The following is a 14,500-nucleotide window of genomic DNA, read 5'->3' as shown; positions in this document are numbered from 1 at the left end:
GGCGCTCCGTCACGGGACGGTCGAGTGGGCGCTCCGTCACGGGACGGTCGAGTGAGCGCTCCGTCACAGAGCAGTGCGCCGGATTGCGCTGGTTCAGGCGATCCTGACGTCGGCGGTCTGCTCGACGGGGCCATCGGGCGCCTGCTCGGGCTGCACGTCTGGGGCGGGCGCTGTGCCGCGCGCTCGCTCGGCCCGCAGGGCCGCTCGGTAGAACCAGGCTCCGCCGATGCTGAACGCTCCGGCCGCGACCATCGCGATCTGGGTGCTCGTGCTCTCGGCAAGCAGACCGAGCAGGGGAGCGGCGACGCCGAACGCGACCGAGGCGACCATCGAGTTCATCGAGAGCACGGTGGCGCGGTTGCGCGCGTGGGCCTCCCGGTGGAGCAGCGTCGCGTGGGCGGGCCCCGCCGAGCCGTGCAGCAGGTAGGTGACGCCGTAGGCCGCGATGAGCGCTGCCGGCCCGGCCACGAGTCCCATGACCACCGCGCCGAGCCCGTTGAGGACCCGGGCCAGGATCGCGGTGCGGGCGACGCCGACCCGGCGGCTCGACCAGCCGGAGAGTGCCGCACCGACCGCGAACACCGCCCACCCGGCCGCCGCAACCGGCCCCATGATGGCGCCCGCGCGCTCCTCGCCTCCCACGAGCTCGGCGAGGCGGATCGGCTGGAACGTCTCGAAGACGATCATCGCGACCGACCAGAAGATCTCGACGGTCACGATGCCGCGCAGCGCTGCGTTGGTCCGCAGCTGGCCGAGCCCGTCGCGGACGACGACCGGCGCGTCCTTCGCCGAGGCCAGCGCGCGGCGGGCTCCCGACCGGTCGACGTGCTCCGCCGTGCGCGGCTCGCGGAGGAGCGTGAGCACCGCGACGAGGTGCAGCACGTTGAGCAGGACGAACACGGCAATCGGCAGGACCAGCGCCGAGGCCCCGGTGAACGGGTGCCACCAGATGAGCGCACCGGACAGCAGCGCCCCGGCCGCGATGCCGCCGCCGACGATCGTCCCCTGAGCAGCGAGAGCACCGTCCACGTCAGCGTCCGGCGTCGTCGCGTGGACGGTGTCGACGAACCACGCCTCGAGCGGCCCGGAGTCGAGTGCCCGGAAGACGCCCATGAGCAGTGCGGACGCGAGGAACGCCCAGAACGAGTGAGCGAGCAGCAGGACGGTGCTGGCCAGGACGTTGACGACCGCGGAGACGACGAAGACCGGCCGGCGCCCGAACGCGTCGGCAAAGCCGCTCGTCGGCAGCTCGAGCGCGAAGACCACGAGCCCGGCTGCCGAGGTGACGGTCATGGCCTGGGCGACGGTGAGCCCGCGCTCGAGCTGCCAGAGCGTGAGCAGCCCCACGACGAGGCCGACCGGGAACCAGCGGGTGAAGGTGAGAGTGAGGAAGACCCGCCGGGCGGCGGTCGGTGACAGGACATCGGAACGTGCGGTGTTCATCGGGCACTACCTCCTGTGGGCGGGCGGTCGAGGTCGATCGGGAAGGCGAAGGCGTAGACCGCGATCCGGCGGGCCTGCGGGTTGCCCTGCCCGACTCGCCGGTACTTCTGGATGAGCTCCCACATCTCGTCCTGCATCTGACCCAGGGCCTCTGCCGTGACCAGGACGGCGCCGTCGTTGGAACCGCACACGTCCTGCCAGGAGGTCGGCCAGGTCGTCGAGACGTCGAGCCACTTGTCGTACTGCTCGCTGAAGTGCCGGGCATAGTCGCGGGTCAGCCAGTTGAGCGCGGTCTCCGCGTCCTCGTCGCCCGCGAAGTCGCTGGGGTTCCAGGCGGTGTACTCCGACGCGGCCCGCCACAGCCGCCGCTTGCCCTCGCCCTCGCCCGTGTCACGGACCAGGCCGACCGACTCGAGCTTGCGCAGGTGGTAGCTCGTCGCGCCGGAGTTGGTCCCGAGCTCGGCGGCCAGGTCGGTCGCGGTGGCGGGACCACCGCGACGCAGCGCCCCGAGGAGCCTGGACCGGAGCGGGTGGGCGAGCACCCGCACGCTCTCGGCGGTGAGCCAGACGTTGTCGTCGCCCGGGGTAGCGGGGCCGCTGGGGGCGCCTGCTGACGGGTGGTTGGGTGGGTCCTGTGCAGCCATAGTGTGCATACTACCTTTGCACAGTCTGTTTGCACAAGAGTTATGCACGAAAAGTGTGTACGATGGTCCGTGCAGGTCAGAGCGGGTTTTGCGGCCACCTTGCCGCGATTTGGGCCACGGCTCGCATCCCCGTAAACTTGGTCCCTGTTGCGCCGTACCGGCATCGAGCGCCCAGCCGCCCGCCTCGCCCTGACCATGGGCCGGGAGCGACGCGGACGTCGGCGCGGGCCCGGCCACACGGCATACCGCAGCTCAAACCACAGCAACGAAGGCAGACTCCATTGCGCACGTACACCCCGAAGCCAGGCGAGGTCACTCGCACGTGGCACGTCATCGACGCGACCGACGTCGTGCTCGGCCGGCTCGCCAGCCAGGCTGCGGTCCTGCTCCGCGGCAAGCACAAGCCGCAGTTCGCGCCGCACGTCGACACCGGTGACTTCGTCATCATCATCAACGCCGACAAGGTCGCCCTGACCGGCGCCAAGGCCGAGCAGAAGAAGGCGTACCGCCACTCGGGCTTCCCGGGCGGCCTGCGCGCGACCTCCTACACCGAGCTGCTCGCGAAGAGCCCGGAGAAGGCCATCGAGAAGGCCGTCCGCGGCATGCTCCCGAAGAACTCGCTGGCCCGCCAGCAGCTCTCCAAGCTCAAGGTCTACCGCGGCGCCGAGCACCCGCACGCCGCCCAGAAGCCCGTCCCCTTCGAGATCTCCCAGGTCGCGCAGTAAGCCCCTGCGGCCTGCGTAGAAAGCGAATTGACACGTGACTGACATCATCAACGAAGACGTCCTCGACACCGACGAGCCGGAGCTGACCGAGTACACCTCCGAGTCCGACGCGTCCGCCTCGGGCGAGGCCAAGCGCGCGCGCCAGGTCTCGACCCCGGGCTCGGCGACCGGCCGCCGCAAGCAGGCCATCGCCCGCGTCCGGATCGTCCCGGGCAACGGCGAGTGGAAGATCAACGGCCGCACCCTCGAGGACTACTTCCCGAACAAGGTGCACCAGCAGATCGTCCGCGAGCCGCTGACGATCCTCGAGCTCGAGGGCTCCTACGACGTCCTCGTGCGCGTGCACGGCGGCGGCCCCTCCGGCCAGGCCGGCGCGGTCCGCCTCGGCGTCGCCCGCTCGCTCAACGAGGTTGACACCGAGCTCAACCGCCCCGCCCTCAAGAAGGCCGGCTTCCTCACCCGTGACCCCCGCGTCCCGGAGCGCAAGAAGGCCGGTCTCAAGAAGGCCCGCAAGGCTCCCCAGTATTCCAAGCGCTGATGCTTCGGCTGGCGCCGAGCATCATCGCTTGGCTCCACAACCGCTGATGCTTCGGCTGGCGCCGAGCATCGTCGCTCGGCTCCAGCCGACCAGCGCGCACCAGCCGCATACGACGCTTTTGTCCGTATGCTGCCCGGTGTGCTCCCGCTCGAAAGGCCCCGAGTGCCTCGGGGCCTTTCGGCTTTGCTGGAGTAAGTTCTCCTCGACGGCACGCGCTCCCTCCCACGCGCCGGTGCCAGGCAGAAAGGCTCTCACCCAAGTGGCTCGACTCTTTGGCACGGACGGCGTCCGTGGGCTCGCGAACCAGGACATCACCGCTGAGCTGGCGCTCGACCTCTCGGTCGCCGCGGCCCACGTGCTCGCCGAGGTCGGGGAGTTCAACGGGCATCGCCCGGTAGCGGTCGTCGGCCGCGACCCGCGCGCGTCCGGTGAGTTCCTCACCGCCGCGACGATGGCCGGGCTCGCGTCGGCCGGTGTCGACGTGCGGGACGCCGGCGTGCTGCCCACGCCCGCGATCGCCTACCTCGTCGGCGAGCAGGACGCCGACCTCGGGGCCATGCTCTCGGCCTCGCACAACCCGATGGCCGACAACGGCATCAAGTTCTTCGCCCGCGGAGGGCACAAGCTGGCCGACGAGCTCGAGGACAAGATCGAGTCCCGGCTGCGGGACGACTGGCAGCGCCCGGTCGGCGGCGACGTGGGCCGCATCGTGCCGCTGGCCGACGGTGCCGACCGCTATGTCGCCCACCTGCTCTCCGTGCTGCCGCACCGTCTCGACGGTCTGCACATCGTGATCGACGCCGCGCACGGCGCCGCCTACGAGGTGGCCCCGCGGGCCTTCCGTGAGGCCGGAGCGCGCGTCACCGTCATCGGCTGCGAGCCGGACGGCATCAACATCAACGACGGCTTCGGCTCGACACACATCGACGAGCTCAAGAAGGCCGTCATCGCGGCCCGGGCCGACTTCGGCATCGCCCTCGACGGCGACGCGGACCGGTGCCTCGCGGTTGACGCCGCGGGCAACGAGGTCGACGGCGACCAGATCATGGCCATCCTCGCGCTCGCGATGAAGGAGCAGGGCGTCCTGCGTGGCGACACCCTCGTGGCCACCGTGATGTCCAACCTCGGCATGATCCAGGCGCTCGGGGCCTCGGAGATCAAGGTGCTCCAGACCGCCGTCGGTGACCGCTACGTCCTCGAGGCGATGAAGGTCGGCGGGTTCTCGCTCGGCGGCGAGCAGTCCGGCCACGTCGTCATGCTCGACCACGGCACGACGGGCGACGGCACCCTCACCGGGCTCATGCTCGCCTCGCGGGTGGCCCAGACGCGACGGACCCTCGCCGACCTCGCCGGCATCATGACGCACTTCCCGCAGGTGCTCGTCAACGTCAAGGGCGTCGACAAGTCCGCCCTCGATGCCAACGCGGTCGTCGCGGACGCCGTCAAGGCCGCCGAGGGCGAGCTCGGGGCGAGCGGACGCGTGCTCCTGCGCAAGTCGGGCACCGAACCGGTCGTGCGTGTCATGGTCGAGGCCGCCGACGGCGACCAGGCCCGGCTCCTGGCGGATCGCCTCGTCGGCGTCGTCAAGGCCGAGCTCTCCTTCTGACCCACGCCACACCGCAACACACCCGGAAATCGTCAACTCGTGACAGTTGCAACTGTCGGGCGTTGACGATTTCCGGGTGTTTTGCGGGACGGAGGCTGCGTAGGGTCGGGGTCATGCCTGAGCCGACCAGCGCACTGCCCGCGACGTCCGACAACCCGTTCTTCGAGCCCTCGAGCCTGCCGTTCGCACTCCCGCCCTTCGACCGGATCCGTGAGGAGCACTACGGTCCTGCTCTCGACCGCGGCATGAGCGAGCAGCTCGCCGAGGTCGCCGCGATCGTGGACAACCCGGAGCCGCCGACCTTCGAGAACACCGTGGTTGCAGTCGAACGCAGCGGGCAGCTGCTCACCCGGGTGACCGTCGCCTTCTTCGGGATCACCTCCGCCCACGCCACGCCGGCCGTCCAGGCGCTCGATGAGGAGTACTCGCCACGCCTCACCGCGCACTCCGACGCGATCCGGCTCGACTCAGGGCTGCTCGCCCGCCTCGTCGCGGTGCGTGACGGCGGCGAGACCCTCGACCCGCAGGCTCGCCGCCTCGTCGAGCGATACGTCACCGAGTTCACGCTCGCCGGTGCCGGTCTGGGTGACGACGACAAGCAGCGCCTGCGTGACTACAACGAGCGGCTCAGCTCCCTCGGCACGGAGTTCGAGAAGCGCCTGCTCGCCGAGGCGAACGATCTGGCCGTCCTGGTCGAGGACGCCGCCGTGCTGGACGGCCTGACAGCCGGGGAGATCTCCGCCGCAGCCGAGGCGGCGAAGGAGCACGGGCATGAGGGCAGCTGGCTCGTCACGCTGGTGCTGCCGACCGGCCACCCGCACCTGGCCGTCCTGACCGACCGCGACCTGCGCCGCCGGATCCACGAGGCGCAGGTCGCCCGCGGCGGCCGGGGTGGCGACGGTGACACGCGCGATCTGGTCCTCGAGATCGTGCGGCTCCGGGCCGAGCGGGCGCGCCTGCTCGGCTTCCCGACGCACGCCCATGCCGCTCTGGCCGACTCGACCGCCGGATCCCCGGACGCTGTCGCGCAGCTGCTCGGTCGGCTCGCTCCGGCGGCACGTCGCAACGCCGACGCCGAGCGGGAAGCCTTGGAGGCCAAGGCAGGTGGCTCCATCGAGGCGTACGACTGGGCCTTCTGGACCGAGCAGGTGCGCGCCGCGACCTACGACGTGGACCTGGCGGCGATGCGGCCGTACTTCGAGGCCGAGCGGGTGCTGCGCGACGGCGTCTTCCTCGCAGCCGGTCGGCTCTACGGGCTGACCTTCCACGAGCGTCACGACCTCGTCGGCTACCACCCCGACGTGCGCGTCTTCGAGGTCCGGCAGGACGGCACGCCGTTCGGGCTGTACCTGCTGGACCTCTACACCCGCGACACCAAGAAGGGCGGGGCCTGGATGAACAGCCTCGTCCACCAGAACGACCTCCTCGACCAGCCGTATGCCGTCGTGTGCAACAACCTCAACGTGCCCAAGCCGGCCGCTGGGGAGCCGACCCTGCTGACCTACGACCAGACCCGGACGCTGTTCCACGAGTTCGGCCACGCGCTGCACGGCCTGCTCGCCAGGGTCACCTACCCGCACTTCGCAGGCACTCGCGTCTTCCGCGACTTCGTGGAGTTCCCGAGCCAGGTCAACGAGATGTGGATGTTGTGGCCCGAGGTCCTCGCTAGCTACGCAGTGCACCACGAGACCGGCGAGCCGCTGCCCCAGGACGTCGTCGACCGGCTCCTGGCAGCGGAGTCCTTCAACCAGGGCTTCGCCACGAGCGAGTACCTCGCGGCGAGCCTCATCGACCAGGCCTGGCATGCCCTGTCGGTCGAGGAGGCGGCTGCGGTCGACGACGTGGGCGCCTTCGAGGCGGCCGCGCTGGAGCGCGTGGGCCTTGCGAATCCCGTTGTGCCACCGCGCTACTCGACTCCGTACTTCGCGCATTCGTTCGCCTACTCCTATGACGCGGCGTACTACGCCTACATCTGGAGCGAGGTCCTCGACGCGGACACGGTCGAGTGGTTCAAGCAGAGCGGCGGCCTGACCCGCGAGAACGGCGACCGCTACCGCACCTACGTCATCGGCATCGGCGGCTCCGCCGACCCCCTCGAGTCGTACCGGGAGTTCCGCGGACGCGAGGCCGACCTCGAACCCCTGCTGCGGCGCCGCGGACTCGGCTGACCCGACACCGCGCGGGGTGTGAAGGGTCGGCTGACGGCATACCCGCTGGCAGACTCGCCCTGTGAGCCCCGTCAACATCGTCCCGCTGCATGTCCGGATGACGCCGAGGGACCCGCACGAGCCGCATCGCGTCGCGACGCCGCTCGAGCTGTTCTTCGACCTCGTCTTCGTCGTCGCGGTGTCGAGCGCTGCAGCGCAGTGGCACCACGGCATCAGCGACGGCGACCTCAGCAAGCTGCTCAGCTTCGTCATCGTCTTCGTCGCCATCTGGTGGGCGTGGATGAACTACACGTGGTTCGCGTCCGCCTACGCCACCGACGACGTCGTCTTCCGCGTGATGACGTTCGTCATCATGGTGGGCAGCCTCATGCTCGCCGCCGGCGTGCCCGAGATGTTCGGCTCCCGGAACTCGAAACTGCTCGTGGCGGGCTACGTCGTCATGCGCCTGGCGATGGTCGTCCTGTGGCTGCGCGCCGCCGCCAGCCATCCGGAGGGACGCCGCACCGCCCTGACGTATGCCGTGGGCATCGGCATCGTGCAGGTGTACTGGGTGCTCCGGCTGTTCACGTCGGGCGACACCTCGCTCGTCGTGACGTGGTTCGTCGGGATGGCCCTGGAGATGTCCGTGCCGATCATCGCGGAGCGGCGGGGTGTCACGCCGTTCCACCCGCACCACATCGCCGAGCGATACAGCCTGTTCACGATCATCGTGCTCGGCGAGGTGATCCTGTCCACCATGCAGGCGGTCCAGGGCGCCCTGAACCACACGACCTTCGAGCTGGTCGAGCTCATCGCCGGCGGCCTGCTCATCGTCTTCTCGATGTGGTGGCTCTACTTCAAGCGCGACCAGGTGGAGCTCTTCGCGGGGGAGTTCTGGACCGTCTTCACGTGCTCCTACGGGCACCTGTTCGTCTTCGCCTCGGTCGCCGCCAGCGGGGCGGCGCTCGCGGCGGGCGTCGACGTGGTGCAGCATCACGCTCACGCGAGCGTCCGGTTCGTCGCGCTTGCGCTGGCGGTGCCGCTCGCGATCTACGTCGTGGCGCTGGCCGGCATGCACGCGCTGGGCGAGCGCCGCGCGGTGGTGGCGCGGCCGGGCGTCGTGGTGGCCGTCGTCCTGCTCGTCGTCGGCCTGTGGGCACCGTCGATGGGCGCGAGCGTGCTGCTCATGGGTGTCGTCATGGCGCTCGCGGTGGCCGAGCACGTGTGGTTCGGCGCGCGCTCCGTCCGTGCCATCGCCGCACCGCAGGACCGCGCCGGCTGAGCGCTACTCGATCGGCTCGAGCAGGCCGGTGTCGACGTCGTACAGGAACCCCCCGACCAGCGTGCCGTCGGCGATGAGAGGGTGCGACCGCACCTTCGCGCAGTCCTCGCGCAGCGCCTGCACCTGGTTCGTGATCGCGTGGAAGGCCATCCACGTGGCGTCCTGACCGGCGCTCTCACCGACCCGGGACTGCAGCTCGGCCTCGGTGTTCGAGGCCATGGCGCAGCGCGTATGCGGCACGATGAGGATGCGACCGACGTTGAGCAGGTGCGTCGCCAGCACGAGCGCCTCGAGGGCGTTGCTGTCGACGCGGGCGCCGGGGTTGCGGAAGATCTTGGCGTCTCCCGGCTTGAGGCCGACGAGGTTGAGCGGGTCGATCCGCGAGTCCATGCAGGTGACGATCGCGACGCCCGCCTGCGCGATGCCGTCGAACCCGGACAGGTCGAAGGCACCGGCGTACGCGCGGTTTGCTGCGATGAGGTCGTCGAATCCCACTGGGCCAGAAGCGCGCCCGGCGCCGGGCTGGCCGGGCTGGCCGGTCTGGCCGGGCTGGCCGGCGCTCACTGGAGCCCCGGCCGCTTGGTGATCGTGAACGCCATCGGCTTGCTCACCTCCGCGAAGAAGTCGTTTCCCTTGTCGTCGACGACGATGAAGGCGGGGAAGTCCTCGACGTCGATCTTCCAGACCGCCTCCATGCCGAGGTCTTCGTACTCGAGCACCTCGACGTGCCTGATGCAGTCCTGGGCGAGCCGGGCCGCCGGGCCGCCGATCGACCCGAGGTAGAAGCCGCCGTGCGAGGCGCAGGCCTCGGTCACCTGCTTGCTTCGGTTGCCCTTGGCGAGCATGACCTTGGAGCCGCCTGCAGCCTGGAACTGGTCGACGTAGGAGTCCATGCGGCCCGCGGTCGTCGGCCCGAAGGAGCCGGACGGCATACCCTCCGGCGTCTTTGCGGGGCCGGCGTAGTAGACCGGGTGGTCCTTGAGGTACTGCGGCATCTCCTCGCCGGCGTCGAGCCGCTCCTTGATCTTGGCGTGCGCGATGTCGCGCGCGACGACGAGCGGGCCGGTCAGGGACAGGCGCGTCTTGACGGGGTGCTTCGAGAGCTCCGCGAGGATGTCGTCCATCGGCTGGGTGAGGTCGACCTTGACGACGACGTTCCGGCTGATCGAGGACACCCCGACCGCGTCCTCCTCGTGGTCCCCGAGGTCCACGGCCCCGGCGTCAGGCAGGAAGCGCGCCGGGTCGGTCTCGAGCTGCTCGATGAAGACACCCTCCGGCGTGATCTTGCCGAGCGCCTGCCGATCGGCCGAGCACGAGACGGCGATGGCCACCGGAAGCGACGCGCCGTGGCGGGGAAGCCGGACGACGCGCACGTCGTGGCAGAAGTACTTCCCGCCGAACTGCGCACCGATGCCGAACTGGCGGGTCAGCTCCAGAACCTTCTCCTCGAGCTCGGTGTCGCGGAACGCGTGCGCCGTCATCGAGCCGGTCTTCGGCAGCGTGTCCAGGTACTTCGCCGACGCGTACTTGGCTGTCTTCAAAGCGAACTCGGCGCTCGTGCCGCCGATCACGATGGCGAGGTGGTAGGGCGGGCAGGCGGCCGTGCCGAGGGAGCGCAGCTTCTCGTCGAGGAAGCGCATCATCGCGTCCTCGTTGAGGATCGCCTTCGTCTCCTGGTAGAGGTAGCTCTTGTTCGCCGAGCCACCACCCTTGGCCATGAAGAGGAACTTGTATGCCGTCTCGTGGCCCGGCGTGGTGTCGGCGTACAGCTCGACCTGCGCGGGCAGGTTGGAGCCGGTGTTGCGCTCTTCCCACATCGTCAGCGGCGCCATCTGCGAGTAGCGCAGGTTGAGCCGGGTGTAGGCGTCGTAGACGCCCTCGCTGATCGCGCGCTCGTCGGTGCCCGGCGTGAGCACCTGCTGGCCACGCTTGCCCATGACGATCGCCGTGCCGGTGTCCTGGCACATCGGCAGGACACCGCCGGCGGCGATGTTGGCGTTCTTGAGCAGGTCGAGCGCGACGAACTTGTCGTTGTTGCTCGCCTCCGGGTCGTCGAGGATGTTGCGCAGCTGCTGCAGGTGCGCGGGCCGCAGGTAGTGCGCGATGTCGTGCATCGCCGTCTCCGTGAGCATCCGCAGCGCCTCCGGCTCGACCTCGAGGAAGGTGCGGCCCCCCGGGCCCTCGACGGTGCGCACCCCCTCGGTCGTCAGCAGCCGGTACGGCGTCTCATCGCTGCCGACCGGCAGCAGGTCCTCGTAGGCGAACTCGGCCACGGAGGTCTCCTTGCATGTGGGGTGAGGCTGTCGCGGACCCGCGTATGCCGCCTCGGCCCCTAGGGGCTCACCCGGGCACCCAGGCCCACGCGGCGGCATACGAAAGTCCCCTCCCAGCCTAGTGACGGCTGGGAGGGGACTGACGAGGAGGTCGACCTGGCTTGTCTGCGGCGTGCCGGGCCGACCGGGGATCAGCCCTTGACGGCGCCCGACGTGAGGCCGCGCACCATGAACCGCTGGAGCGCGAAGAACACGATCAGGGGCACGATCATGGTGATGAACGCTCCTGCTGTCAGGAGCTCAGCCCCTTGGCCTTGGGTTCCGAGCAGCTGCTGCAGCTTGACGATGACCGTCGTGTTGCCGCTGTTGAGGAACAGCTTGGCGATGAGCAGGTCGTTCCACACCCAGAGGAACTGCAGCGTCGCGAAGGCCGCGATGGCCGGGATCGACATCGGGAACACGAGCCTCCAGAAGGTCTGGAAGTGCGAGCACCCGTCGATCTTCGCCGACTCGACCACGCTGCGCGGCAGCGTGCTCATGTAGTTGCGCAGGGTATAGATGCACAACGGCATACCGAAGCCCGTATGCAGGATCCACACCGCGATGTACTGCCCGGAGATGCCCAGGCCACGCGGGCCGAAGATGTTGAGCATCGGCTGGAAGGCGACCTGGATCGGCACGACGAGCACGGCGATGATGAGCAGGAAGAAGAACTCCTTCAGCGGGAAGTTCATGAACGTGAAGGCGTATGCCGCGAACGCCGCGAACATGATCGGGATCAGCGTCGCCGGGATGGCCACGACGATGCTGTTGATGAACCCCGTCCCGAGGTCGGCGCCCGTCCAGGCCCCGCTGTAGTTGCTCGTCGTCCACTCGGAGCTGCCTGGGTTGAACAGCGCCGTCCACCAACCCGAGGTGGCCGCGGCGTCACGCGTGCGGAACGACGTGACGAGCAGGCCGATCGTCGGGATGGTCCACAGGAGCACGAAGATCGTCATCGTGACCATCGAGAACGGGCTGCGAGGCCGCCCGTCCTTCATGAGCTTTCGGCTCATCGGTTGGCCTCCTCGTTCTTGAAGTGGCGGATCTGGTACCAGATCAGCGGGATCACCGCGACGAGCAGCACGACGACGATCGCCGTCGCCTGGCCCGCCTGGCTGGCCGCGAACAGCTTGTTGAAGAAGAGGTTCGCGATGACGTTGGTGTTGTAGGCACCGTTGGTCGAGACGTAGACGATGTCGAACACCTTGAGCACGAGGATGAAGACCGTCACGAAGACGGTGATGATCGTGCCCTTGACCTGCGGGATGATCACGCGGAAGAAGATCTGCAGCTCGCTGGCGCCGTCGATGCGCGCGGCCTCGATGGTGTCCTCAGGGACACCCTTGATGGCCGAGCTGAGCAGCACCATCGCGAACCCGACCTGCAGCCAGATGAGGATCACCATGAGCAGGATCGAGTTGAGCTTGGCGGTCTCGATGGACAGCCAGGTCTGCGGCTGGCCGCCGAGCCCGACCCAGATCGCGTTGAGCAGGCCCGTCTGCGACTGGCCGGGGTTGTTGTAGGCGTAGATGAGACCCCAGATGGCGGTCGCACCGACGAACGAGATCGCCATCGGCAGGAACACCATGCTCTTGGCGACCCGCTCGCCGGTGGACGACAGCTTGTCGGAGAGGACCGCGACGGCGACGCCGAACGCGACGACGACGGCAGGGACGATGATCAACCACAGGACGTTGTTGAGGATCGACTGCCAGAACTCCGGGTCGCTGAAGATCGTCTTGTAGTTCTGCAGCCCGACGTAGGCCGTGCTGTCGGCGTTCGCGAACGAGTAGTTGATCGTCTGGAACGTCGGGTAGATCAGCATCAGGCCCACGAGTGCCAGGCCCGGCAGCAGGAAGGCGTACGGGATGAAGCCCTCGGACAGCCGCTGCGGCAGTGCCTCGACGAACATGTTGAGGAAGTAGAAGATCAGCATCGCCCCGCCGACCCCGACGACCATCGCGATGAGGCCGATCAGCGCCTTGTTGTTGGCGAACCACTGCGGGTAGTACCCGAGGGCGAGCAGGAGGTTGATCATCAGCCAGACGCTGACGATCAACCCGATGATCCCGATGATGAGCTTCGCCGGCTGGAGGCCGGCGTTGCCCTCGGGAGACCGGGCGCGGGTCCGTGGAGCGGAGCCCGCCGTGGTGGTGTCGGTAGTCATCACTTGGGCCACGAATTCTCGATGTTGTCGACCGTGGTCTTCGTGTCCTGACCGTTCTCCCACTTCACCATCTCGGTCCAGAAGGTGCCCGAGCCGACCTCCTTCGGCATCGCGTCAGAGCCGTCGAAGCGCACCACGCTGGCCTTGTTGGCGATCTCCGCGATCTTCTTGGTCGTCTCGTTCGGGTAGTTCGACAGGTCGAACGTCTTGTGCGGTGAGAGCCAGCCACCGGCCTGCGCCCACTTGTCGCCGAACTTGTCGGAGGTGAGGAACTGCATGACCTTCTGGGCGTCGGGGTCGTTGCCGTTGAAGAGGGCCGCGAGGTCACCGCCACCGAGGATGCCGACGCCCTGGTAGCCACCCGCGAACGGCGGGTAGACGAAGATGCCGACCTGGTTGTCGAGGTCCGCCTGGACGTTCTTGGGGTAGAACGTGGTCGCGAAGTTGCCCTGGCGGTGCAGCATGCACTTCGGCGGGTTGGAGAACGCGGGCGTCATCGCGTCACCGAAGGCGGTGTTGAGCACGCCCTTGGAGCCGCCCAGCACCTGGGTCGGGTCCTTCGCGATCGTCGCGAAGTAGTCGAACGCCTTGATGACGCGCGGGTCGTTGAACGGGATGCGGTGCGCGACCCAGTCGTCGTAGACGTCCGGGCCCCACATGCGGAGCATGAGCTCCTCGATCCAGTCCGTGCCGACCCAGCCGGTCGCCTGGTCGGAGCCCCATCCCATGCACCACGGGGCGATGCCGGCCGCCTTGATCTTGTCCGCGACGTTGGTCTGGAGGTCCTGGATCGTCGCGGGGTGCGTGTCGTACCCGGCCGACTCGTAGGCCTTCTTCGGGTACCACACGATGCTCTTGACCGCGTTGCGCATCGGAGCGCCGTAGACGCGGCCCTTGTACCGGGCGACGTCGAGGAAGCCGGGCAGCAGGGTCTGCTGGAGCTTGTCGTAGTCGAGGTACGTGTCGATCGGCTGGACCTTGCCCTGCTTGGCGAACTCGATGAGCCCGCCGGGCTGCGGGAACAGCGCGATGTCGGGCGAGTCGCCCGAGTTGACCTTCTGCTTGACGGTCGTCGTGAAGTCCTGGTCGGACGTGTACTGGATGTCGATGCCGCTGGCCTTCTCGAAGGCCGCCAGCGATGCGTTGAAGTTCTTCTCCTCGTCTCCACCGAACGCGCCAAGGATGGTGACCACCTTGTCGTTGTCCGGCGTCCCCCCGTCGACGTATCCACTCAGTCCCGCACTGCCCCCGCCGCCTGCGGCATTGGGGTTCTGTAGGCACCCGGACAGCATGGCTGCGGCCGCCGCGGCCGCTCCTGCCGCCAAGAGTGCCCGTTTCGGGATTCCGGTCATCGTCGCTCCTCGTCGTTGAGTTGTGCGTTGATCCCCACCGATCAACGTGACGCGCGTCACGTGAGGTAGTCCATTCCTACCGCGTGTAGTGGGACCGGTCTAGTCACTTGACCTGCACGTGACCTTTGGGCTGTGGAGCCGCGAATGCCCTAGGGAACGCTGGAAACACGAGGAGACCCCCGGTTCGGACCGGGGGTCTCCTCGTGTGACGTGTGTGTCTGGTGTGCTTGGTGTGCCGTGTCGAGCGGTTGCGAGGCGGCGCACGAAGGCGGCCTCGGTGG

12 protein-coding genes are annotated in these 14,500 nt (G+C 68.6%); 5 read left to right on the top strand and 7 right to left on the bottom strand.

The genetic code is table 11. From position 1 onward, the window contains the following. Window positions 1-93 precede the first annotated feature (93 nt). Together ACYVLP_RS26985 and ACYVLP_RS26980 are read right to left on the bottom strand one after the other, a co-directional pair. Window positions 94-1,443 carry an MFS transporter gene (locus tag ACYVLP_RS26985; RefSeq protein WP_460630344.1) on the bottom strand — a complete coding sequence of 450 codons (1,350 nt, stop codon included), beginning with the start codon at window positions 1,441-1,443 and terminating at the stop codon, window positions 94-96. Next, on the bottom strand, window positions 1,440-2,087 hold the full coding sequence (locus ACYVLP_RS26980; RefSeq protein WP_460630343.1) for a winged helix-turn-helix domain-containing protein: 648 nt from the start codon (window positions 2,085-2,087) through the stop codon (window positions 1,440-1,442). Before ACYVLP_RS26980 ends, ACYVLP_RS26985 begins: the two co-directional genes overlap by 4 nt. Before the next feature lie 281 nt (window positions 2,088-2,368). Here ACYVLP_RS26980 and rplM point away from each other — a divergent pair, with 281 nt between their 5' ends. From rplM to ACYVLP_RS26955, 5 genes are all read left to right on the top strand, one after another. Then, complete coding sequence (gene rplM / locus ACYVLP_RS26975; RefSeq protein WP_452269235.1) at window positions 2,369-2,812, top strand: 50S ribosomal protein L13; 444 nt, start codon at window positions 2,369-2,371, stop codon at window positions 2,810-2,812. A gap of 34 nt (window positions 2,813-2,846) precedes the next feature. Further along, window positions 2,847-3,350 (top strand): 30S ribosomal protein S9, encoded by a 504-nt coding sequence (gene rpsI / locus ACYVLP_RS26970; RefSeq protein WP_460630342.1) that lies wholly within the window; start codon window positions 2,847-2,849, stop codon window positions 3,348-3,350. A gap of 259 nt (window positions 3,351-3,609) precedes the next feature. Then, window positions 3,610-4,956 (top strand): phosphoglucosamine mutase, encoded by a 1,347-nt coding sequence (gene glmM, locus ACYVLP_RS26965; RefSeq protein WP_460630341.1) that lies wholly within the window; start codon window positions 3,610-3,612, stop codon window positions 4,954-4,956. Between the two features lie 113 nt (window positions 4,957-5,069). Next, on the top strand, window positions 5,070-7,124 hold the full coding sequence (locus tag ACYVLP_RS26960) for a M3 family metallopeptidase (protein WP_460630340.1): 2,055 nt from the start codon (window positions 5,070-5,072) through the stop codon (window positions 7,122-7,124). 61 nt (window positions 7,125-7,185) lie between these two features. Continuing rightward, entirely contained in the window at window positions 7,186-8,385 is a 1,200-nt protein-coding gene (locus ACYVLP_RS26955; RefSeq protein ID WP_460630339.1) for a low temperature requirement protein A, read from the top strand. Window positions 8,386-8,388: 3 nt separating this feature from the next. Here the strand turns inward: ACYVLP_RS26955 and ACYVLP_RS26950 are convergent, their stop codons facing one another. From ACYVLP_RS26950 to ACYVLP_RS26930, 5 genes are all read right to left on the bottom strand, one after another. Next, the gene (locus tag ACYVLP_RS26950; protein WP_460630373.1) at window positions 8,389-8,880 is read right to left on the bottom strand and encodes a beta-class carbonic anhydrase; all 492 of its coding nucleotides are present in this window, start codon (window positions 8,878-8,880) and stop codon (window positions 8,389-8,391) included. Window positions 8,881-8,945: 65 nt separating this feature from the next. Further along, window positions 8,946-10,658 carry a fumarate hydratase gene (locus ACYVLP_RS26945; RefSeq protein ID WP_460630338.1) on the bottom strand — a complete coding sequence of 571 codons (1,713 nt, stop codon included), beginning with the start codon at window positions 10,656-10,658 and terminating at the stop codon, window positions 8,946-8,948. Between the two features lie 191 nt (window positions 10,659-10,849). Beyond that, a complete protein-coding gene (locus ACYVLP_RS26940) occupies window positions 10,850-11,713 on the bottom strand; it encodes a carbohydrate ABC transporter permease (RefSeq protein WP_460630337.1) in 864 nt (287 codons plus the stop codon). Then, window positions 11,710-12,867 carry a carbohydrate ABC transporter permease gene (locus ACYVLP_RS26935; protein ID WP_460630336.1) on the bottom strand — a complete coding sequence of 386 codons (1,158 nt, stop codon included), beginning with the start codon at window positions 12,865-12,867 and terminating at the stop codon, window positions 11,710-11,712. Before ACYVLP_RS26935 ends, ACYVLP_RS26940 begins: the two co-directional genes overlap by 4 nt. After that, the gene (locus tag ACYVLP_RS26930) at window positions 12,867-14,219 is read right to left on the bottom strand and encodes an ABC transporter substrate-binding protein (RefSeq protein WP_460630335.1); all 1,353 of its coding nucleotides are present in this window, start codon (window positions 14,217-14,219) and stop codon (window positions 12,867-12,869) included. Before ACYVLP_RS26930 ends, ACYVLP_RS26935 begins: the two co-directional genes overlap by 1 nt. Window positions 14,220-14,500: the final 281 nt, after the last annotated feature.

The sequence above is a fragment of the Intrasporangium mesophilum genome (assembly GCF_054783095.1).
Note: the sequence above shows the minus strand (reverse complement) of the source record. Positions and strands in the feature narration are given on the sequence as shown.

What these genes read in the sequence shown, in the direction of transcription:
- ACYVLP_RS26940 (WP_460630337.1), bottom strand. Translation starts at nt 11,713, where the DNA reads ATGAGCCGAAAGCTCATGAAGGACGGGCGGCCTCGCAGCCCGTTCTCG.
- ACYVLP_RS26980 (WP_460630343.1), bottom strand. Translation starts at nt 2,087, where the DNA reads ATGGCTGCACAGGACCCACCCAACCACCCGTCAGCAGGCGCCCCCAGC.
- ACYVLP_RS26935 (WP_460630336.1), bottom strand. Translation starts at nt 12,867, where the DNA reads ATGACTACCGACACCACCACGGCGGGCTCCGCTCCACGGACCCGCGCC.
- ACYVLP_RS26930 (WP_460630335.1), bottom strand. Translation starts at nt 14,219, where the DNA reads ATGACCGGAATCCCGAAACGGGCACTCTTGGCGGCAGGAGCGGCCGCG.
- ACYVLP_RS26985 (WP_460630344.1), bottom strand. Translation starts at nt 1,443, where the DNA reads ATGAACACCGCACGTTCCGATGTCCTGTCACCGACCGCCGCCCGGCGG.
- ACYVLP_RS26960 (WP_460630340.1), top strand. Translation starts at nt 5,070, where the DNA reads ATGCCTGAGCCGACCAGCGCACTGCCCGCGACGTCCGACAACCCGTTC.